This window comes from Nonomuraea sediminis, assembly GCF_018531495.1.
In the GTDB taxonomy this organism is placed as follows: Bacteria; Actinomycetota; Actinomycetes; order Streptosporangiales; family Streptosporangiaceae; genus Nonomuraea; species Nonomuraea sediminis.
The window spans coordinates 370,734-391,387 of sequence record NZ_JAHDTI010000009.1; the positions used below are offsets into that span (position 1 = coordinate 370,734).

The 20,654-nt window shown below is 70.9% G+C and carries 19 protein-coding genes and 1 pseudogene; 7 read left to right on the forward strand and 13 right to left on the reverse strand.

Features of this window, described 5'->3' with window-relative positions:
- Nucleotides 1–59 precede the first annotated feature (59 nt).
- Together KIK09_RS33405 and KIK09_RS33410 are read right to left on the reverse strand one after the other, a co-directional pair.
- The gene (locus KIK09_RS33405; RefSeq protein ID WP_250574136.1) at nt 60–2,687 is read right to left on the reverse strand and encodes a putative bifunctional diguanylate cyclase/phosphodiesterase; all 2,628 of its coding nucleotides are present in this window, start codon (nt 2,685–2,687) and stop codon (nt 60–62) included.
- A gap of 227 nt (nt 2,688–2,914) precedes the next feature.
- Complete coding sequence (locus tag KIK09_RS33410; protein WP_214323385.1) at nt 2,915–3,823, reverse strand: 2-hydroxyacid dehydrogenase; 909 nt, start codon at nt 3,821–3,823, stop codon at nt 2,915–2,917.
- Between the two features lie 152 nt (nt 3,824–3,975).
- Here KIK09_RS33410 and KIK09_RS33415 point away from each other — a divergent pair, with 152 nt between their 5' ends.
- Nucleotides 3,976–4,905, forward strand: a complete 930-nt coding sequence (locus KIK09_RS33415; RefSeq protein WP_308164433.1) for a PQQ-dependent sugar dehydrogenase — start codon at nt 3,976–3,978, stop codon at nt 4,903–4,905.
- Here KIK09_RS33415 and KIK09_RS33420 read toward each other — a convergent pair.
- From KIK09_RS33420 to KIK09_RS33430, 3 genes are all read right to left on the reverse strand, one after another.
- Complete coding sequence (locus KIK09_RS33420) at nt 4,895–6,904, reverse strand: VanW family protein (RefSeq protein WP_214323387.1); 2,010 nt, start codon at nt 6,902–6,904, stop codon at nt 4,895–4,897. The genes KIK09_RS33415 and KIK09_RS33420 overlap by 11 nt on opposite strands.
- 87 nt (nt 6,905–6,991) lie before the next feature.
- Nucleotides 6,992–7,648, reverse strand: coding sequence for a response regulator (locus KIK09_RS33425; RefSeq protein ID WP_214323388.1), 657 nt, complete (start codon nt 7,646–7,648; stop codon nt 6,992–6,994).
- Nucleotides 7,645–9,177: a sensor histidine kinase gene (locus tag KIK09_RS33430; protein ID WP_308164434.1), complete on the reverse strand. Its 1,533-nt coding sequence runs from the start codon at nt 9,175–9,177 to the stop codon at nt 7,645–7,647. The genes KIK09_RS33425 and KIK09_RS33430 overlap by 4 nt, the downstream gene beginning before the upstream one ends.
- Before the next feature lie 133 nt (nt 9,178–9,310).
- Between KIK09_RS33430 and KIK09_RS33435 the strand changes: the two genes are divergently transcribed.
- From KIK09_RS33435 to KIK09_RS33445, 3 genes are read left to right on the forward strand one after another with little or no spacing between them, the layout of a single operon-like run.
- Nucleotides 9,311–10,273 (forward strand): Bug family tripartite tricarboxylate transporter substrate binding protein, encoded by a 963-nt coding sequence (locus tag KIK09_RS33435; protein WP_214323389.1) that lies wholly within the window; start codon nt 9,311–9,313, stop codon nt 10,271–10,273.
- Nucleotides 10,273–10,749 (forward strand): tripartite tricarboxylate transporter TctB family protein, encoded by a 477-nt coding sequence (locus tag KIK09_RS33440; RefSeq protein WP_214323390.1) that lies wholly within the window; start codon nt 10,273–10,275, stop codon nt 10,747–10,749. Before KIK09_RS33435 ends, KIK09_RS33440 begins: the two co-directional genes overlap by 1 nt.
- The gene (locus tag KIK09_RS33445; RefSeq protein WP_214323391.1) at nt 10,750–12,264 is read left to right on the forward strand and encodes a tripartite tricarboxylate transporter permease; all 1,515 of its coding nucleotides are present in this window, start codon (nt 10,750–10,752) and stop codon (nt 12,262–12,264) included. It begins immediately after the preceding gene.
- A gap of 78 nt (nt 12,265–12,342) precedes the next feature.
- Here the strand turns inward: KIK09_RS33445 and KIK09_RS33450 are convergent, their stop codons facing one another.
- From KIK09_RS33450 to KIK09_RS33460, 3 genes are all read right to left on the reverse strand, one after another.
- Nucleotides 12,343–13,659 (reverse strand): MFS transporter, encoded by a 1,317-nt coding sequence (locus KIK09_RS33450; RefSeq protein ID WP_214323392.1) that lies wholly within the window; start codon nt 13,657–13,659, stop codon nt 12,343–12,345.
- Nucleotides 13,660–13,721: 62 nt separating this feature from the next.
- Nucleotides 13,722–13,985 (reverse strand): hypothetical protein, encoded by a 264-nt coding sequence (locus KIK09_RS33455; protein WP_214323393.1) that lies wholly within the window; start codon nt 13,983–13,985, stop codon nt 13,722–13,724.
- The gene (locus KIK09_RS33460) at nt 13,982–14,773 is read right to left on the reverse strand and encodes a phytanoyl-CoA dioxygenase family protein (RefSeq protein WP_214323394.1); all 792 of its coding nucleotides are present in this window, start codon (nt 14,771–14,773) and stop codon (nt 13,982–13,984) included. Before KIK09_RS33460 ends, KIK09_RS33455 begins: the two co-directional genes overlap by 4 nt.
- Nucleotides 14,774–14,844: 71 nt before the next feature.
- On the opposite strand from KIK09_RS33460, the gene KIK09_RS33465 reads away from it, so the two are divergent.
- Entirely contained in the window at nt 14,845–15,594 is a 750-nt protein-coding gene (locus KIK09_RS33465; RefSeq protein ID WP_214323395.1) for an AraC family transcriptional regulator, read from the forward strand.
- Entirely contained in the window at nt 15,591–15,836 is a 246-nt protein-coding gene (locus KIK09_RS33470) for a hypothetical protein (protein WP_214323396.1), read from the forward strand. The genes KIK09_RS33465 and KIK09_RS33470 overlap by 4 nt, the downstream gene beginning before the upstream one ends.
- Before the next feature lie 105 nt (nt 15,837–15,941).
- Here the strand turns inward: KIK09_RS33470 and KIK09_RS33475 are convergent, their stop codons facing one another.
- Nucleotides 15,942–16,271: an SDR family NAD(P)-dependent oxidoreductase gene (locus KIK09_RS33475; protein ID WP_308164462.1), complete on the reverse strand. Its 330-nt coding sequence runs from the start codon at nt 16,269–16,271 to the stop codon at nt 15,942–15,944.
- 19 nt (nt 16,272–16,290) lie between these two features.
- A pseudogene (locus KIK09_RS33480) lies at nt 16,291–16,458 on the reverse strand (SDR family NAD(P)-dependent oxidoreductase); the annotation flags it as partial.
- 132 nt (nt 16,459–16,590) lie between these two features.
- Here KIK09_RS33480 and KIK09_RS33485 point away from each other — a divergent pair.
- Nucleotides 16,591–17,223, forward strand: a complete 633-nt coding sequence (locus tag KIK09_RS33485) for a hypothetical protein (protein WP_214323398.1) — start codon at nt 16,591–16,593, stop codon at nt 17,221–17,223.
- Between the two features lie 58 nt (nt 17,224–17,281).
- Here the strand turns inward: KIK09_RS33485 and gatB are convergent, their stop codons facing one another.
- The 3 genes from gatB to gatC are packed head-to-tail and all read right to left on the reverse strand — an operon-like array spanning nt 17,282 to nt 20,561.
- Entirely contained in the window at nt 17,282–18,769 is a 1,488-nt protein-coding gene (gene gatB / locus KIK09_RS33490; RefSeq protein ID WP_214323621.1) for an Asp-tRNA(Asn)/Glu-tRNA(Gln) amidotransferase subunit GatB, read from the reverse strand.
- A gap of 5 nt (nt 18,770–18,774) precedes the next feature.
- A complete protein-coding gene (gene gatA / locus KIK09_RS33495; protein WP_214323399.1) occupies nt 18,775–20,265 on the reverse strand; it encodes an Asp-tRNA(Asn)/Glu-tRNA(Gln) amidotransferase subunit GatA in 1,491 nt (496 codons plus the stop codon).
- Nucleotides 20,262–20,561: an Asp-tRNA(Asn)/Glu-tRNA(Gln) amidotransferase subunit GatC gene (gene gatC / locus KIK09_RS33500; RefSeq protein WP_214323400.1), complete on the reverse strand. Its 300-nt coding sequence runs from the start codon at nt 20,559–20,561 to the stop codon at nt 20,262–20,264. The genes gatA and gatC overlap by 4 nt, the downstream gene beginning before the upstream one ends.
- Between the last annotated feature and the right edge of the window lie 93 nt (nt 20,562–20,654).

Consider the following 20,654-nt stretch of genomic DNA (forward strand, 5'->3'; position numbering starts at 1 on the left):
AGCATGACCACACCTTAGCCTCCATCCAGGCCCTGGTGTCAACTTCGTGGACATCCGTCTCAGACTGTGAGACTCGTCCGCATCAGCGAGTCCACCCCGCGGGCCGCCATCGGCCGCGCGACGAGGAAGCCCTGGCCACGGGTGCAGCCCATCTCGCGCAGCTTCTCCAGCTGCTCGGGACGCTCGATGCCCTCGGCGACCACGATGAGCCCGAGGTCGTGGCCGAGCCGCACGATCGTCCTGGTCAGCAGCGTCAACGTCTCGTCGCGGCCGAGCCCGGACACGAACGACGGATCTATCTTGATCATGTCGACCGGCAGCTGTCTCAAAAACGCCAGCGAGGCGTAGCCGGTGCCGAAGTCGTCGATGGCCAGCCGCACGCCGAGCGAGCGCAGCTCGGACAGCCGGCGGATCGTCTCCTCGGCGTCCTCGACCAGCATCTCCTCGATGACCTCGAGCGTCAGCGCGGAAGCGGGCAGCCCGCTTTCGGCCAGCGCCTCCTCCACGGTCTCCACGAAGCGCGGCGCGGTGATCTGGCGGGCCGACAGGTTCAGCGACAGGCCGATGTCCCAGGAGGAGGCACGCCAGGCGGCCACCTCGCGGCAGGACTCGCGCAGGATCCACTCGCTGAGCGGCACGATCAGCCCGGTGTCCTCGGCGGGCCCGAGGAACTGGTCCGGCGGCACGAACACCGACCCGCGCCACCAGCGCACCAGCGCCTCGACCGCGGTCACCCGCGAGGTCGCCAGGTCGACGACGGGCTGGTACTCGATGGCGAACTGGTTCTCGATCAGCGCGCGCTGCAGGTCGGCGGCCAGCTCAAGGCGGCGCACCACGTCGGTGTGCATCTGCGCGGCGAACACCTCGACCCGCCGACCGCCCAGCTCCTTGGCCCGGGCCATGGCGACGTCGGCGTTGCGGATCAGGTCACCGGAGGGCATGTCGTCTTCGGCGAAGGCCACGCCGACGCTCGCGGTCAGCGCCACGTCGCGGTCGGCCACCCGGAACGGCTCCTGCGAGACGGCCCTGACCAGCCGCTCGGCCAGGTCGACCGCCAGTTGCGCCTCTCCCCCGGTCTCCACGAGCACCGCGAACTCGTCGCCGCCCCAGCGGGCCAGCGTGTCGTCAGGGTGTACGGCGCCGCGAAGGCGCCTGGCCGCCTGCCCGAGCAGCGTGTCGCCGCTGGCGTGGCCGACGGAGTCGTTGACCGAGGTGAACCCGTCCAGGTCGAGGAAGATGACCGCCGACTGCCCCGAGGTCCTGCCGGACAGCACCTCGCGGGTGCGCTCCTCGAAGTAGGCCCGGTTGGGCAGCCCGGTGATGCCGTCGTGGAAGGTCAGGTGGGCCACCTGGTTGCGCAGCGCCTCCTGGTCGCTGATGTCGCGGGTGGTGACCAGGAGCATGTCCTCGCCGCCCACGTGGCGGGTGGCCACGGACTCGGTGGGCCGCCAGGTGCCGTCGGCGGCCCGGACCCGGCAGGCGATCAGGCAGGCCCCGGGCGCGTTCTCCTCGTCGAGGCCCATCTGCCGCAGCGCCGCCTGGATCCCCGGCACGTCTTCGGGGTGGATGTAGTCGAAGATGGAGCCGCCCACGAGGTCGTCGGGGCGGTAGCCGTACGTGACCTCGACGCCGGGGCCGATCTCGCGGACGACGCCGTCGTAGTCGCACAGCAGCACCACGTCGCCGGTGCTCTCGGCCAGTTCCCTGAGCTGCCTGTCGCCGAGCGAGACCAGCCTGCGCAGCCGGATGTTGGCCCCCGACAGCACGAACATGCGCACCAGCAGCACCAGCACCACCGAGGCCGCCAGCGCGACGACGCCGGTGACGGGCTTCTCCCTGCCGCCGGCCACCGAGACCAGCATCGTGCAGGTGGCCAGCGCGACCAGGGCCAGCGGCAGCATCGCGGTGAAGTTGCCGACCGCCGAGCCGGCGGGCGGGCGGGAGTCGTCCGGGCCGAGGTCGGTCTGGGCGACCGCGGCCAGCAGCAGGAACGCCAGCGGCGCGAGGATCATGCTCCACATCGGCGGCGGCCCGCCGTCGAGGCGGGCGACCGCGGAGGCCATGCCCGACACGGTGGAGGTGGCCAGCACACCGATCCCGGCCAGCCCCAGCGACCACGCGCTCGACCTGCTGCGCAGGACGGAGGGGAGGACCGCGAACGTGACGAGCAGCGAGATCATCGGCGGCAGCAGCGCGACGGTGAACGCCGCGGGGTCGGCGGCGTCGAAGTAGACCTGCCGCAGCGCCACCACCCAGCCGATGAGGAAGAGCGAGGCCGCGCTGAGAAAGGCGTCGGTCAGGTGGCGTACCGCGATCCTGCCTGGCACGCGGCGGCCCGCGGCGAGCAGCGCGCCGCTGGCCAGCAGGACGGTGCCGACCAGCACCAGCAGGTCGGCGAAGCTCACCAGGATGCTGGCGCTCTCGGCGATCGGCCGCACGGCGATCCCCGCTGCCCACACCACGGCGGCGCCGCTCATCCAGCGTGCGCCCATCGCCGCCGGCCGGTGCCCGCCGAGCCTCACCGAGGCGAGCAGCAGCGACCCCGCCGCCAGCAGCGCCGCGAGCACACCCGCGATCGCGCCGGTCCGTAGGGCAGGGCCGCCGACCAGCAGCGCGGCGGCCACGCCCACGGCACCGGCGGCCGCCGCTGCGGTCAGCGGTGCTCGCGGGTCACGCCAGCGGATCAATGTAGTTGCCCATCCCGTCTAGAACTCGACTCCGTGCCCCGAGGGGCTCATCGCCAGTGTGTGCGGTTCCGGGTGCGCGGGGGGTGACAACGGCGATGTCGTCACCGATCTGATAACCACACAGACCAATTCCCTTCGAGGATCTCCTTGACATCCAGTCAGGAACCCCCGGTAGACGACTACCGTACGCACCGAAGGTCACGGGCCAGCCACGTTCCGGATTCCTCTCAGTACGCGTCGTTGATCACATTGTTCAGCGGCTCGCCCGCGAGGTAACGCAGCAGCTGCGAGCGGATCAACCGCAGCGTCCTGCGCCGCGAGGCGGGCGTGCTTCCCGCGATGTGCGGAGTGAGGAAGAGTCCCGGCGCGCTCCACAGAGGGTGACCGTCGGGCAGCGGCTCGGGGTCGGTCACGTCCAGGGCGGCGAGCAGGCGGCCGGTCTTCAGCTCGGCCAGCAGCGCGTCGGTGTCGACGACCGAGCCTCTGGCGGCGTTGACCAGCAGGGCGCCGTCCTTCATCCGTGCCAGGAAGTCCGCGTCCACCATCCCGGCGGTGTCGGCGGTAGCGGGCACGAGCAGCACCACCACGTCGGCCTCGGACAGCAGCGCGGGCAGCTCGGCCATGCCGTGGACGCCGTCGCGGGCGGCCCTGGCCACCCGCACCACCTCCACCTCGAACCCGGACAGCCGCCGTTCGAGCGCCGCGCCGATGGAGCCGTAGCCGACGATCAGCACGCGCGAGTCGGCCAGCGAGCCGGTGTGGTGGTAGGTCCACTCGCCCCTGCGCTGCGCCGCGGCGAACCCGGGGAACTCGCGCAGCACCGCGATCATCGCGCCGACCACCCACTCGGCGGTGCCCGCGTCGTGCACGCCGCGGGCGTTGCACAGCACGACGCCGGGCGGCAGGTGCGGCTGGTAGGCCTCCACACCGGCCGAGACCGTCTGGAGCAGGCGCAGCGAGGTCATCCTTGCCAGCGTGCCCGCCAGGTCGGGTACATAGATCAAAGGCGGGACCCACACCTCGACCTCGTCGATGCCGTCGGGCAGGGGCCCGGTGCCGTCGTAGATCGAGAACTCGAGTCTGGGCAGGTCGGACAGCGTCTTGGTGATCTCTTCGGACGACACCCAGATCTTCATGCCGAGAACCTTACGACCCGTGGAGAAGTATGGAACACATGAGGAAGATCTGGACGATTGCTATCGTCACCGTACTCACCGCCTGCTCAAGCGCCGGTGGGGTAGCCGAGAGTTCCGCCGAGACTTCGGCCCAGCGTCCCACTGTTCGGGTCGTGACGACCGACCTCGCCGTACCGTGGGGGATCGCCTTTCTCTCCAACGGCGACGCGTTGGTGACCGAGCGCAACTCGGCCCGGCTGCTGAGGGTGACCCAGCAGGGCAACGTCAGCGAGGTGGCCACCATCGACGGCGTCCAGGCCTCGGGCGAGGGCGGCCTGCTGGGCGTCGCGGTCAAGCGCGACATGGTCTTCCTGTACTACACCGCGGCCGACGACAACAGGATCGTCCGTTACCGCATGTCCTCCGGGCATCTCACAAGCCCCAAGGTGCTGGTCACGGGCATCCCCAAGGGCAACATCCACAACGGCGGCCGCCTGGCCTTCGGCCCCGACGGATACCTGTACGCCAGCACCGGCGAGGGCGGCGACAGCAGCCTGGCCCAGCGGCTCGACTCGCTCGGCGGCAAGATCCTGCGGATGACCAACGACGGCAAGCCCGCCCCCGGCAACCCGTTCGGCACGCTCATCTACTCCTACGGTCACCGCAACGTCCAGGGCCTGGCCTGGGACTGGATGGGCCGGATGTACGCCACCGAGTTCGGCCAGAACACCTGGGACGAGATCAACCGCATCAAGCCCGGCGGCAACTACGGCTGGCCCGTGGTCGAGGGCAAGGGCAACGACCCCCGCTTCATCGACCCCATCGTCACCTGGACCCCCGCCGAGGCCTCACCCTCCGGCCTGGCCTTCGCCAGGGGCTCGCTGTGGGTGGGGGCGCTGCGCGGCGAGCGGCTCTGGGAGGTCCCGCTGAAGTGGGACGGCACGCCCCGCACGCCGATCGCCCACTTCACCGGCGAGTACGGCAGGCTGCGCGCGGTCGCGACGACACCCAACTACAGGAGGCTCTGGGTGTCGACCAGCAACAAGGACGGCCGGGGCACCCCGCGCACCGGTGACGACAAGATCCTGTCCGTCACCCCGTAGCGCAGACCACCTGCGCCTGCGGCCGGTACTTGGTGGTCAGCTTCTTGTCCCGCTTGATCTCCTTGCCGTCCTGGTAGAAGACGCGGGTGACATCGATGGTGAAGCCCTGCTGCCCGGGCGTGGTCAGGCAGTTCGGCCCGCTGCCCGACTCGCGGCGGAACGGCGTGATGTTGCGCTTGTCCGACTCGTCGGCCTCGATTTTGTCGTAGCGCTTGGTCCCCCACAGCGTGACCGTGACGGAGGTGGGCGTGCTGGTCGTCTTGATCAGCACGCCGTCCGGCGAGTCGTTGCGCCACTTCAGATCCAGATCCGGGTAGAGCAGCGCCACGTCGCGCCCGGCCGGGTAGCGGGTGGCGAAGTAGTCCATCGGCGTGTGGTCGACTTCCTCGTATCCGCCGAAGAACACCGCGTTGTAGAGCGTGGTGGCGAACTGCGAGGTGCCGCCCCCGACGATGTTGACCATCCGGCCGCCGACGATCTGCCCGGCGTCCACGTAGCCGCCCTCGTGGGTGCGCTCCCCCACGACCTGGTTGAGCGAGAACGTCTCGCCGGGCTTGACCACGTAGCCGTCCAGCTGCTCGGCCATCCGCCCGATGTTCGTCACGCGCGGCTGGCAGCAGTCGAAGCTGGTGGTGAACTCGGCCACCTGCTCCTTGATCCCCAGCCCGCTGACCTGCGCGGTGCTCACCTTGGGCTTGACGGTCGCGAGCTCGACGGCGATGGTACGGCTGCCGCCTGACTTGATCATCTTGGCCACCGCGGCGGCCACCATGTCGTCGTCCACGCCGCGCCCGGCACGGGCGGGAACCAGGACGGGCTTGCCGTTCACGATCTGGTACGTAGCGTCGCGCGGCGCCTGGGCGGCGTCGACGAGGCTGCCCTCCACCGTGTCGCACGCCTTGGCGGCGTCGAACTTCGGCTCGAGCCCGCCCTTGCCGTCGGGCACGAACGACAGGTTGGCGGCGATCACGGCCGGGGTGAGCTGCGCCTGCTTGCCGCCGAGGGTGAGCGTGATGGGCGCGGAGATGGCCTGCTTGGCGTCGGCGGCGGCCTGCTTGACCGCCTCGAGCGTGGTGTCCGGCTTGGCGGGCCTGAGCGTGAGCGCGACCGAGCCCCTGGCGTGCAGGAACGCGTCGCTGATCTGCTTGACGGCGTCGCCGCGGTCGAGCAGGACCCCGTCTCGCGGGATGACGATCTGCCGCCGCAGGCCGACGAAGGACACCCTGCCCTCACGCGGCGCCTTGTCGACGCTCTCGGCCAGGCCCTCCACGGTCCTGGTGAGCTGGGCGGGGTCGAGGGTGACCTTGGGGTCCAGGTTCGTGGTGCCGGTGAGCCCCCGCCACACCTCGGCCGGGGTTGGGAAGCCGCTTGAGGCCTGCCCAATGGTGCCCACGACGTCCAGTTCCAGGCCCGCCTCGTCGGCCTGGATGGTCTCCTTCTGGCCGCCGATGTCGACGACGACCGGCTTGGCCAGCTTGGCGGACAGCTCCGTGCGCAGCTTGTCGGCGGCCTGGGTGACGGTGAGCCCGCCGATGTCGATCCCGGCGACCTTGGTGCCGCGCAGCACCGACCCCGACATGATCACGGCGGGCGCGAGGTAGGCCAGCGCGATCAGGACCAGGACGACGACCACGATGCCGGGCAGGATGCGCCGGCGGGGCGGCTCGGGCTCGATGAAGGCGGGCAGCCGCTCGGGCGCCGGGGCCAGGCCGCCGAACACGGGCGGAGCCTGCGGCTCGGGCATCTGGGCGTCGTTCATCGGCCACGGCTGCGGCGGCGGGGCGACCGGGGGCAGCGCGCCGCCTCCTCTGGCCTGCGGGCCGCTCGACGGCTGGGGTCCCTGCGGCTCCTGGGGCTGGTGCTGGTCCTGCGGTCCGAAGATCTCGCGGGACACACCAGGCGGTAATCCCTCGACCCGTGGCTTGCGCGCGCCGGGCGTCGGCAGCGGCACCGAGGCGAACGGGTCGGTCGGTGATTCGATCGGTCCGGCGTTAGGCACGCCTCAATCTCCTCCCGCTCCGCCGCCATTCCTCAGGCAACAGTAAGGCACGTACATCCGTATATGTCACTGGAAATGGCAACTGTGTCATCCGATCCAACGGTAGCGGTGCTCGGGGCGGCCGGCTGTGCCGTACCTGGGATGGAGCTCCGCCCTGCCCACGACGCACAGGTACTCCAGGTAGCGGCGGGCGCTGACGCGTGACAGGCCCGCGCGGGCGGCGGCCTCGGCCGCCGACAGGTCGCCGCCGGCCTGGCGCAGCGTCTGCTCGACCAGCGCGCAGGTGGCCGACGACAGGCCCTTGGGCAGCGGGTCGGCGCCGGTGGGCGTGCCGAACAGGCGGTCCACGTCGTCCTGGCGGGCCTCGGGGCCGATCGCGGTGAGCCGCCTGCGCGTGTCGGCGTACTGTTGGAGCCGCTCGGCCAGGGCGTCGGCGGAGAACGGCTTGATCAGGTAGTTCACGGCGCCGCCGCGCATGGCCTCCTTGACGGTGGGCACGTCGCGGGCGGCGCTGATCATGAGGACGTCCACGTCGTGCAGCTGTTTCAGCACCTCGAGTCCGGAGATGTCGGGCAGGTAGATGTCGAGCAGCACCAGGTCGGGCTCGTGCTCGGCGACCGCCTCCAGCGCCTCGGCCCCCGTGTGCACGGCGGCGACCACCTCGAAGCCCGGCATCCTGGCGACGTACCCGGCGTGGATCCTGGCGACCATGAAGTCGTCGTCCACCACCAGGACCCTGATCATGGCAGGAGTGCCGTGAACACAGCGCCTCCCGAGTTGGCCACCCGCACCCAGCCGCCTCTGCGCAGGCACGCCTGCCGGGTGAGCGCCAGCCCGAGCCCGCGAGTGCCCGAGTGTGCCGCCTTGGTGGTGAAGCCTTCCCTGAAGACCTCCTCGACCAGGTCGGGCGCGATGCCGGGCCCCGAGTCGCCGACCCGCACGTGCAGCCCGTCGGCGTCGGCGCGGACCGAGACCTCGATCGTGCCGCGAGCGCCGTCCAGGGCGTCGATGGCGTTGGCCACCAGGTTGCCGACCACGAGCACCGCGTCCTGCGGGTCGTACAGCGCAGCCTCCGGCACCGAGGAGTCGGCCGCCAGCTCCAGCGTGGCGCCTCGCTCCGCCGCCTCGGCCGACTTGGCGAGCAGCAGCGCGGCCAGGGTGGGCTCCTGGACCCGCTCGCGGATGCCCGTCGCGTAGGTGCTGCGCGTGGTGCGGGTGATGAACGCGACCGCCGCGTCGGGCTCCCCCAGCTCCAGCAGGCCGACCACGGTGTGCATGCGGTTGGCGAACTCGTGGGCCTGGGCGCGCAGCGCCTCGGTGGCCGAGCTCGTGTCGTCCAGCTCGCGCGCCAGCCGTACCAGCTCTGTCCTGTCGCGCAGCGTGACCACCCAGCCGCGCTGCTGGCCGCGCACGGAGACGGGCGTGCGGTTGAGCACGAGCACCCGGTCGCCGTGCAGCACGACCCTGTCCACGCCAGGGTCGGCGCCGCCGAGCACGTCGCGCAGGCGGTCGGAGACGGGCATCCCGGCCAGGTCGGGGCCGACGTCGCCGAGCAGCTCGCGGGCCGCGTCGTTGACCAGCGTCACCTTGCCGGTCAGGTCGAAGGCGAGCACGCCCTCCTTGACGCCGTGCAGCACGCCCTCGCGCTGCTCGAGCAGCGCGGCGATCTCGCCGGGCTCCAGGCCGAAGGTCTGCCTGCGCATCCGCGCGGTGATCAGCGCGGCGGCCGCGAGCCCTGCCAGCAGTACGGCGAGCGCCGTCCACAGCAGCGGCGGCAGCGCCGTCCAGAGCTGGCCCATGACCGTGGTCTGGAGCACGCCCACCGAGGCCAGGCCGATGACGTTGCCGTACTCGTCGAAGATGGGCGCCTTGCCGCGCACGGTGGTGCCGATCGTGCCGGTCTCGGTTCCGATCCAGCTCCTGCCCGTCCTGAGCACGGTCGTGCCGTCGGTGGACAGCTTCTTGCCGATGAGCGCGGCGTTGGGGTGGGCGTAGCGGGTCTGCTCGCTGTTGGCGATGACCACGTAGTCGGCGCCGGTGGCCTGCTGCACGCCGAGCGCGAGCGGCTGCAGCACCGTCTCCGGGTTGCGCCGGTTGAAGGCCTCCCTGACCTGCGGGAGCCCGGCGACGGACTGGGCGATCGCCAGCGCGCGCTGCTTGTGCAGCGCGTCGAGCTGGTTGCGCGTGTGCACCGCCCAGACGGTCGCGGTCCCTCCTACGGCGAGCAGCACGATCACCATCTGCAGCACGAACAGCTGGGTCCCGAGTCTCACCCCACCGATGGAAACATCCCCAGGTCACAGGCGGGTCGCGACCAAAAAGACCAATAAGACGGGTAGTTGCGATTTATGGCTTTCTCCCGGGAGGCGGCTCACGATCCGGAGTCACCCCCTGTGAGGAGACACCATGCGTCTACGCATACTCGCGGCCGTCATGCTGGCCGCGCTGACCGCCTGCGGCACCGGCTCGGGCGCCGGCGGCGGCACCGGCTCGCTGCGCATCATGGCGCCCGCCGCCCCTGGCGGCGGCTGGGACCAGACGTCCCGCACGGCCGAGCAGGCGCTGAAGTCCGCCGATCCCCAGCGCAAGGTCGAGGTGTTCAACGTGCCCGGCGCGGGCGGCACGATCGGCCTGGCCCAGCTGGCCGGCGAGAAGGGCAACGGCAACCTGCTGATGACCATGGGTCTGGTCATGGTGGGCGCGATCGAGCAGAACAAGTCCAAGGTGACGCTGAGCGAGACCACGCCCATCGCCAAGCTGACCGAGGAGTACGAGATCGTCGTCGTGCCCGCCTCCTCTCCGCTCAAGTCGCTCGACGACCTGGTCAAGGCGTGGAAGGCCGACCCGGCCAAGGTGTCGATCGCGGGCGGCTCGGCCGGCGGCACCGACCACATCCTGGCCGGGCTGATGGCCAAGGCCGCGGGCGTCGACCCCAAGCAGATCAACTACGTGGCCAACTCCGGCGGCGGCGAGGCGCTCAACCTGCTGCTGGGTGAGAAGGCCACGATCGGCATCTCGGGGCTTGGCGAGTTCGCCGAGCACGTCAAGTCCGGCAAGCTGCGCGCGCTGGCCGTCTCGGCCCCGCAGCGGATCGCCGACCTGGACGCGCCCACGATCAAGGAGGGCGGCCTGGACGTGGAGCTGGCCAACTGGCGCGGCTTCGTGGCCCCCGGCGGCATCAAGGACGCGGACGAGAAGGCGCTGACCGACCTGGTCACCAAGATGCACGACTCGCAGCCGTGGAAGGACGCGGTGGCCAAGAACGGCTGGATCGACTCCTTCCAGACCGGGCAGCAGTTCACCGACTTCCTCGGCGCCGAGCAGACGAGGGTCAAGGGCATCATCGCCGAGATGGGGCTCGTGTCCTGATGCTCACCCGGTTGTGGCGGCCCGAGCTGGGGCTGGCCTTGGTCGTGCTCGGGCTCGGGGTGTTCGTCGTGGTCGGGACGCTGGACGTCTCGGCCGCGGCCTCCACCCTGGGGATCGGGCCGCGCTTCTTCCCCATGCTCGTCGGCGGCTCGATGATCGTGGTCGGCGTCTGCTACGTGGCCGACGTGCTCCGCGGCGGGCACGGCGACCCCGAGGAAGGCGAGGACGTGGACGCCGACGCGCCCGCCGACTGGCGTGCCGTCCTGCTGATGGGCGGGATCTTCCTGGCGTTCACGGCGGTGCTGGAGTACCTCGGCTGGGTGATCTCCGCCGGCCTGCTGTTCTGGGGCGTGGCCGTGGTGCTCGGGGCCGAGCACAAGGTCAGGGCCGCGATCGTGGCGCTGGCGCTGGGCGTGGTGACCTACCTGCTGTTCGTCGAGGTGCTCGGCGTCTCGCTGCCCTCGGGGGTGTTCTAGGTGGAATCGCTCCGGCTCCTGCTCGACGGGTTCGGCGCCGCGCTCACCCCAGTGAACCTGATGTACGCCCTGATCGGCGTCACGCTGGGCACCCTGGTGGGCGTGCTGCCCGGCATCGGGCCCGCGATGACCGTGGCGCTGCTGCTGCCGATCACCTTCACCGTGCCGCCGACCAGCGCGTTCATCATGTTCGCCGGGATCTACTACGGCGGCATGTACGGCGGCTCGACCACCTCCATCCTGCTCAACACGCCCGGCGAGTCGTCGTCGATGATCACGGCGCTGGAGGGCAACAAGATGGCCAGGCGTGGCCGGGCTGCGCAGGCCCTGGCCACGGCGGCGATCGGGTCGTTCATCGCGGGCACGATCGCGACCGCGCTGCTGGTCGTGGCCGCGCCCGCGGTGGTCAGCTTCGCGATCGCGTTCGGGCCCGAGGACTACTTCGCGCTGGCGATCCTGGCCTTCACCGCGGTCTCTTCGGTGCTGTCGCGCTCGGTCGTGCGCGGGCTCGCCTCGCTCGGGCTCGGCCTGGTGATCGGCCTGATCGGCATCGACCAGCAGACCGGGCAGGCCAGGCTCACGCTCGGCATCCCGCAGTTGCTCGACGGCATCGAGGTGGTGGTCGTCGCGGTCGGCCTGTTCGCGCTGGGTGAGGCGCTGTACGTGGCCTCCCGGCTGCGCCACTCGCCGCCCGAGGTGGTGCCGGTCGGGAGGGCGTGGATGGGGCGCGGCGACTGGCGCCGTTCCTGGGGGCCGTGGCTGCGCGGCACCGCGCTCGGCTTCCCGTTCGGCGCGCTGCCCGGCGGCGGCGCGGAGATCCCCACGTTCCTGTCGTACGCGGCGGAGAAGCGGCTGTCGGGCAGCGACGAGTTCGGCAAGGGCGCCATCGAGGGCGTCGCCGGGCCCGAGGCCGCCAACAACGCCTCTGCCGCCGGGACTCTCGTGCCGCTCCTCACGCTGGGCCTGCCCACCTCGGCCACGGCCGCGATCCTGCTGGCCGCCTTCCAGCAGTACGGCCTGCAACCGGGACCCCAGCTCTTCGACCACAACCCGGCGCTGGTGTGGGGCATGATCGCCTCGCTGTTCATCGGCAACACGATGCTGCTGGTGCTGAACCTGCCGCTGGCGCCGCTGTGGGCGCGGGTGCTGCGGATCCCGCGGCCGTACCTGTACGCCGGGATCGTGGTGTTCGCGGCGCTCGGGGTGTACGCGCTGAACGGGTCGCTGGTGGACCTGTGGGTGCTGTTCCTGCTCGGGCTGCTCGGCTTCGCGATGCGCCGCTTCGGCCTTCCCGTCGCTCCCGCGGTCATCGGGATGATCCTGGGGCCGATGGCGGAGGTCCAGCTGCGGCGGGCGCTGGCCATCGGGGCGGGCGACGTGACCGTGCTCGTCAAGAGCCCGATCGCGGTGATCCTGCTGGCGCTGGCGGTGCTCGCGCTGCTGGCCCCGCTCGCCAGGAAGCTGTGGGCACGCCGCGGCGGCGAACCCGTCACGGTGCCGTCTCAACTGGACTGACCCGGCCTGTTTCCGGGCATCACCCAGATGGTTCTTGGGGCCCCGCCGGACGTCGTCCACCCGGCGGGGTTTCCTGCTTCACACGGTCACGACCTGGCGCGCCCGCTGAGCGGCGAGCGCGCGGGGTGCGACCCAGAAGCCGGCCAGCGCCATCGCCAGGGTCGCGGCGTAGACCGTCCAGTAGCCCGACCCGGCCGCGGTGAACAGCGCGCCGGTGACGGCCACCGCCACCACCGAGAAGACGGCCTCGCCCACCTGCAGCGCCGAGGTGTTCATGCCCTGCTCTCCTGGCCGGGAGATCTCCAGCGTGAGCACCGACAGCGTCGGGTAGATCAGCCCCATGCCGAACCCGGTGACGATCCACGACGGGTAGGCCAGCCACACCGGGACGGCGTCGAAGGTCACGGCTCCCATGGCCAGGATGCCCAGCGCGATCAGCGCCGATCCGCCGCGCAGGTTCGTCATCCGGCTGAACACGCCACGCCCCTGCAGCCAGGAGGCGAACGACCAGGTCAGCGCGCCGCCGGTGAGCGCGAAGCCGGCCAGCAGCGGCGACAGTCCCCTGGAGTCCACCAGCATGAGCGGGATGATCACCTCGGCGGCGAACAGCGCGCCGGTTGCCAGCCCGCGCAGCGCCACGACCGCGGGCAGGCCGCCCGCCGCCTTCATCGTGCCCGCGGGCAGCAGCTTGGGCAGCGCCACGAACAGCACCACGAGCCCGGCCACGACCAGCAGGAAGTCGCCTGAGCTTCCGTACTGCATGAGCCCGGCGCCCACGGCCGTGACCGCGGCCCAGCCGATCTTGGCGGCCAGCCCGGGCGCCGGCTCGGCCTGCCCGCCCACGACCGGCTGGCCGGCCAGCCCGTGCCGGAGCACCATGGCGGCCAGCGCGGTCAGGATCGGCACGCCGAGGAACACCCACCGCCATCCGGCCGTGTCCACCACGATCCCCACGACGGCGGGGCCGACCATGGACGGGACCACCCAGGCCGTGGCGAACAGCGAGAAGATCTTCGGGTGCTGCTCCTCGGGATAGGCCCTGGCCACCACCACGTACAGCGCCACGCTGACCAGCGCGCCGCCGAACCCCTGCACGAGCCTGCCAAGGATGAGCACCTCCATGGCCGGGGCGAACCCGGCCACGGCCAGCCCGCCGGCGAAGGTCGCCACCCCGGCCCACAGCGGGGCAAGCGGCCCGCGCAGGTCCGCCCAGCGCCCGCCCAGGACGGTACCGATCACGCCTGAGGCCATCGACCCGCTGAAGGCCAGCCCGTACAGTGGCACGCCGTCGAGCTCCCTGGCCACCACCGGCATGGCGACCGCGACCGCCATGTACTCGAAGGCCACAAGCGTGACCATGGCCACCAAACCTGCCGTCAATGCCCTGCGCGTCATGAATAAGACGCTACGGATCAATCCGGCTCGGCGCCTCCAGCGAGAGGCCTACGCAGATGGGCCTAGGACTCCAGCTTCTCGAAGAAGAACTCGTGCTTCATGAACGACGTGTCGTACTCCTGACCCGGATACGGCGGGATCAGCTGCGAGGCCTGGAAGAGCCGCCATCCGTCGCGGAGCGCGTGGACTCCGCTCTCGTAGGGCGGCACGTCACCGTCGCCGGTGGTCGGGCTGGTGCGCCCGGTGCCGTCGTAGTTCGCCCAGCCGACGACCTGCGAGTCCAGGGCCGAGGTGGCCAGATAGAGGACCAGGACCTGCTGCTTCATACGGCACTCACCCGGGTTACCCAGTAGTCGATGTCGAAGGTGTCGTCGGCGGTCAGCGCCCGCCAGAGTTTGACGCGGTTGTAGATCTCCAGCCGTCCGGCGGCGTGCTCGTACCACGGGAAGGGGGTGTCCAGCTCCTTCGCGACCGCGGGGTCGCCGAGGTCGGCCGTGTCCCAGAGCCTGACCTGCGGCACGGTCGGGTTGAAGCGGATCTTGAACATGTACCGCGGCACGTCGCTGTCGTTGCGCCTGCCGCCGTGCCAGATGCCGTGGTGCACGAACATCACGGTGCCCGCCGGGCAGGTGAGCCTGGTCTGGCCGAGCAGGTTCTGGTAGCGGCCGGTGTCGCTCTCGTTGGTGCGGCGCAGGTGGCTGCCCGGGACGACCAGGGTTCCGCCCATGTCGGCGGCCACCTCGCGCGGGTAGTACATGAGCTGCACGTCGAAGGCCTGCCGCCGGACGTCGATGATCGCGTCGCCGTGCAGCGGCTGGGCCTCGCCGCCGTGCGGCTCCCTGATGTGGACGGCGTGGTGGTCCACGGTCGGGTCCTGGCCCACCAGGCTCTCCAGCGCCCCGGCCACCTCGGGCACCTCGATCAGGCGCCGGGCGAAGGATCCCGCGGGGAACGCCTCACGCAGCGGCGTGCCGTACGGGACCTCGGGGATGCCCTCGTCGAAGACCTGGATCGCCTGCTGGTTGAGCTCGTCGGGCACCACCCCGTCCAGGCGCAGGTATCCGTGTGCGACGAACCTCGCCATCTGGACAGAGGTCAACTTAGTGGTTCGCATGCATCAAACGCTATTTATAGGGATCCGTCCTGTCGTGGGGTGTATTCGGCGTCTCCTGGTAGTTTTTCACCATGGATCAGGTGGAGCTGGCGCTGAACGAGCCGCCCGTCGTGGCCGACGTCGGCATCGGCGTCCACGGCACGCGCGGGCCCTTCGACGTCTTCCGGCTGCCCGATCTGTGGCAACTGCACCTGTACGGCTATGCCGCCACGCTGACCGTGCACGGGGTCGGCCACGCGATCCGGCCCGGGCACGTGAGCCTGGTGCCGCCGGACGTCGAGGTGCGGTTCGACTACCTCGGGCGGTCCACGCACCTGTTCGCCCACTTCCGGCTGCCAGGTCTGGAGGACCGGCGGACGGTGCCGCTGATGCAGGACGCCGGTGCGGAGACGCCCCTGCTGTCGGGCCTGATGCGCGCGGCCGTCACCGCGCCGCCCGCCCGCAGGTCGGCCGAGCTCTGGACGGTGCTGTGGCGCGTCGCCACCCTGACCATGTCTCCGCACAACGGCCCGCACCCGGCCGTCTCCGCGGCCATCGCCCACATCGAGTCCAACCTCGCGGGTCCTTTGACGGTCCCCGCCATCGCCCGCGCGGCGGGGCTTTCGCACAACCACCTGACCCGGCTCTTCCGCGCGGAGACGGGAGCCACGATCGTCGCCTACATCCGGCAGCGCCGCATGGAGCGCGCCCGCCACCTGCTGCGCGCCTCCACCCAGTCGATCGCCTCGATCGCCGCCGAGGTCGGCATCCCCGACCTGCAGGCCTTCAACAAGACCTGCCGCCGCGAACTCGGCGCCTCCCCGACCACCATCCGGGCATGATCCCCGAGACCGTGCTGAACGCCTTCGGGCTCAGCGGCCCACCCGTGCCGCTCGGGGGCGGCCAGGGTACGTCGGTCCGGGTCGGCGACGCCGTACTCAAGCCCGTCGATTCGCGGGAGGAGACCGAGTGGACCTCCCGGCTCTACGCGTCCCTGCCCACCGCCCCAGGATTCCGCGTGCCACGACCACTCCACTCGCCCACGGGAGAGTACATGGTGGAGGGCTGGGCGGCCGCCGAATAGCTGCTGGTGCGGGCTCTGATCTTCCGGCTGGCGACGACGATCCTGTTCACCGGGACGGTGCCCGCGGACGAGATACGCCGTTACGACCGGGTGGTCGGCCTGATGTCAGGCGGTCGGTGAGGGCATCTGCGGCTGCGCGCCGGTGGCGAGGCGGTGCCCACGGCGGGCGATCTCTTCCGTCCACTCGCCGGGCGTGACCGTGAAGGTGCCCGCGTGTACGGCCGCGAGCGCCTGCTCGGCGACGACCAGGGGATCCTCGCCCTCCTCCGACATCCCGCTGCGGACCAGCGCCGGGCACAGCACCGTCACCCCGACGGGCGTCCCCGCCAGCCCCAGCGCCGCCTGCTCGGCCACGGCGACGACGGCGTGCTTGGAGGCCGCGTAGGCGCCTCCGGCGGGGAACGTCACGAGCCCCGCCAGGGAGGCGGTGATCAGGAGGTGCTTGGGCGTGGGACACGTCCGTCGTGACGGCCTCGACGCCCAGCTCGTCCGCGGTCCTGGCGAGGGCCGCCCCGTCCACGTCGGCCAGCACCACCCGCGCTCCGCCCTCACGGAGCCGTACGGCCAGCGCCCTCCCGATCCCACCCGCGGCACCGGTGACGACAGCACTGTTGATCTCCATGGTCAAGACCTACCCGGTGTCCACGTACAACGGCACGCTCCGACTGTGGCTTTGTGCGCGGTAGGGGTTACGGAACGTGCCCACTCTTGTACGCCTAGGGGGCCCGGGGTAGCACCCAGGAGGGGCCAGATCATGAAGTTCCGCTCACCGTTCACAGTCCTCGCGACCGCCGCTCTCGCCGCGCTCGCGATGGCCACCCCCGCGTCCGCGGCCACACCCAACCCCGGCACCATCACCGCGAACAACACGACGTTGATCTTCACCGCCGGCAACGGCGTGGACAACGACCTGTCCGTCGGGAAGATCCTCGTCAGCGGTCAGGAGAGGATCGCCCTCTCCGACCAGGGCGCGCTGCTCACCGAGAACCTGGCGCACTGCGTCACGACCAACAACGGCCACCTGGTCCACTGCGACCTGGCCCTGGTGAGCAGCCTGAAGGTGGAGCTGGGCGGCGGCGCCGACCGGATGCGCGGCGGCGTCGAACTGTCCATCCCGATGATCGTCGACGGCGGCACCGGAGACGACGACATCTCCACGGGCAACGGCGACGACACCATCGACAGCGGATCCGGCAACGACACCGTCCTGCCCAACGGCGGGCACGACACCGTCCGACTGGGCCTCAACGCCGACACCGCCGACGTGCGCGACGGCCAGGCCGACGACGTCGACTGCGGGGCGCGCGGCCTCTTCGAGAAGCCCGACGAAGTCAGGGCCGACGCAGGGGACAGAATGAACCGCTGCGAGAAGGTGATCGTGGGCTGACGCCCTTGGAGAAGGGGTACGGCAGGCCGTACCCCTTCTCGTGAGGCGTGGGATCGGGCTACTCCGAGACGCCGAGCTTCTCCAGGATCAGCTGGCGGGCCCTGGCGGCGTCGGCCTTGCCGCGGCTGGCCTTCATGACGCCGCCGACCAGGGCGCCGGCAGCGGCGATCTTGCCGGAGCGGACCTTGTCGGCCGCGTCCGCGTTGTCCGCGAGCACCTGGTCGATGATCGCCGACAGCTCGCCCTCGTCGTTGACGATCTGCAGGCCGCGGGAGGCGACGACCTCGTCGGGCGAACCCTCGCCCGCCAGGACGCCCTCGAGAACCTCGCGAGCCAGCTTGTCGTTGAGCGCGCCGGAGGCCACGAGCTCCGTCACGCGGGCGACCTGCGCGGGCGTGATCGGGAGGTCGGCCAGAGCCTTACCGCTCTCGTTGGCCGTGCGGGCCAGCTCGCCCATCCACCACTTGCGGGCGTCCGCGGCCGGCGCGCCGGCGGCGACGGTGGCCTCGACCAGCTCGATGGCGCCGGCGTTGTGCATCGACTCCAGGTCGTGGTCCGACACGGCCCACTCGGCCTGCAGGCGCTTGCGCTTGGCCAGCGGCATCTCCGGCAGCTCGGCCTTGAGCGAGGCGACCCAGGCCGGGTCGGGCGCGATCGGCACCAGGTCGGGGTCGGGGAAGTAGCGGTAGTCCTGCGCCTCCTCCTTGGACCGGCCGGGCGTGGTGACCCCGGTGTCCTCGTGGAAGTGGCGGGTCTCCTGGACGATGCGCCCGCCCTCGGCCAGCACGAAGGCCTGCCGTTCGATCTCGCTGCGGACGGCGCGCTCGACCGAGCGGAGGGAGTTGACGTTCTTGGTCTCGGTGCGGGTGCCCCACTCGGACGAGCCGCGCGGCATCAGCGAGACGTTCACGTCGCACCGCAGGGAGCCTTCCTCCATGCGTACGTCGGAGACACCCAGAGCCCGCATGACCTCGCGCAGCTCGGTGACGTAGGCGCGCGCCACGTCGGGGGCGAGCCGGTCGGTGCCCTCGATCGGCTTGGTGACGATCTCGACCAGCGGGATGCCGGCGCGGTTGTAGTCGACGATCGAGTAGTCGGCGCCCTGGATGCGGCCGGTGGCGCCACCCACGTGGGTGGACTTGCCGGTGTCCTCCTCCAGGTGCACGCGCTCGATCTCGACGCGCACGGTCTGGCCGTCGACCTCGACGTCGAGGTAGCCGTTGATGCACAGCGGCTCGTCGTACTGCGAGATCTGGTAGTTCTTCGGCATGTCCGGATAGAAGTAGTTCTTCCGGGCGAAGCGGCACCATTCGGCGATCGAGCAGTTGAGCGCCAGGCCGATGCGGATCGTGGACTCGATCGCCTCGGCGTTGGCCACCGGCAGCGAGCCGGGGAAGGCCAGGCAGGTCGGGCAGACCTGAGTGTTGGGCGGAGCGCCGAACGCGGTGGCGCAGCCGCAGAACATCTTCGACCTGGTGCCGAGCTCGACGTGGGTCTCCAGGCCCAGGACCGGCTCGTACCGGTCAAGCGCCTCGTCGTAGGCCATCACGGTCATAGGGCTGGAGCCTCCTTGAGCAGCGGGCCGCCCCAGCGGCTTTCCAAAGCCTTCTCCACGGCGGCGCCCACCCGATAGCAGCGGTCGTCGCCCAGAACGGGGGCCATGATCTGCAGGCCCACCGGCAGGTTGTCCTCGTCGGCCAGACCGCACGGCACCGAGATGGCGGCGTTGCCCGCCAGGTTGGACGGGATCGTGCACAGGTCGGCCAGGTACATCGCCATCGGGTCGTCGGCGCGCTCGCCGATCGGGAACGCCGTGGTCGGCGTGGTCGGCGAGATCAGCACGTCGACCTGCTGGTAGGCGGCCTCGAAGTCACGCGAGATCAGCGTGCGGACCTTCTGGGCCTGCCCGTAGTAGGCGTCGTAGTAGCCGCTGGACAGCGCGTACGTGCCCAGCATGATGCGCCGCTTGACCTCAGGACCGAACCCGGCGGCCCTGGTCAGCGCCATGACCTCCTCCGCGCTGCGAGTGCCGTCGTCGCCGACCCGCAGGCCGTACCGCATGGCGTCGAAGCGCGCCAGGTTGGACGAGCACTCCGAGGGCGCGATCAGGTAGTAGGCGGGCAGCGCGGTGGTGAACGTCGGGCAGGACACCTCGACGACCTTGGCGCCCAGCGACTCAAGCACCTCGATCGCGTCGTGGAAGCGGGCCAGGACGCCCGGCTGGTATCCCTCGCCGTCGAACTCCTTGACCACGCCGATCCGCATGCCGGAGACATCGGCATGACGGGCGGCCGCCACCACGTCGGGCACCGGCTCGTCCACCGAGGTGGAGTCCATCGGGTCGTAGCCGGAGAAGGCCGCCTGCAGCAGCGCGGCGTCCAGCACGTTGCGGGCGAAGGGCCCGGGCGTGTCCAGCGAGGACGCGAAGGCGATCAGCCCGTACCGGGACGAGCCACCGTAGGTGGGCTTCATGCCCACGATGCCGGTCACCGCGGCGGGCTGGCGGATCGAGCCGCCGGTGTCGGTGCCGGTGGACAGCGGCGCCTCGTAGGCCGCCACGGCCGCCGACGAACCGCCGGACGAACCGCCGGGGATCCTGGACAGGTCCCACGGGTTGTGCGTCGGGCCGTAGGCCGAGTTCTCCGTCGAGGAGCCCATCGCGAACTCGTCGAGGTTCGTCTTCCCCAGGATGACCAGCCCGGCCGCGCGCAGGCGCGCCGTCACGGTCGCGTCGTACGGCGGGCGCCAGCCCTCCAGGATCTTCGACCCGGCCGTGGTCGGCATGTCCTTGGTGGTGAAGATGTCCTTGTGCGCGATCGGCACCCCGGCCAGCGGGCCCAGCTTCTCGCCCGCGACCAGGCGGGCGTCGACGGCCCTGGCCTGCGCGACCGCGGCCTCCCTGTCGACGTGCAGGAAGGCCTTGACCTTGGGCTCGACCTCCTCGATCCGGTCGAGGTGAGCCTCGGTGACCTCTTCCGCCGTCACCTCGCCGGCGGCGATCAGCGCGCCCAGCTCCGCGGCGGTCTTGTGGATAAGGCTCATTCCTCCTCCCCCAGGATGCGCGGCACGCGGAAGCGGTCGTCCTCGACGGCGGGCGCGCCGGAGAGCGCCTGCTGGGGCGTGAGGCACTGTCGCACTTCGTCGTCGCGGAAGACGTTGGTCAGGGGCAGCGCGTGCGACGAAGGCGGCACGTCCACGGCGGCGATCTCGCTCACCTTGGCCACCGCTCCGATGATGACATCGAGCTGGGTGGCGAAGTGGTCGAGTTCATCGTCGGTGAGCGCCATGCGGGACAACCGCGCCAGGTGCGCGACTTCATCGCGGGTTATGGCGGACATGTGTCGGAGAACCCGTTTCGTGGTTGGTGTTCGGTCACTTGTCATCCTAGGGGCCCTGACTGAGCGTGTCCGAACCATTAACCCGCGATACCG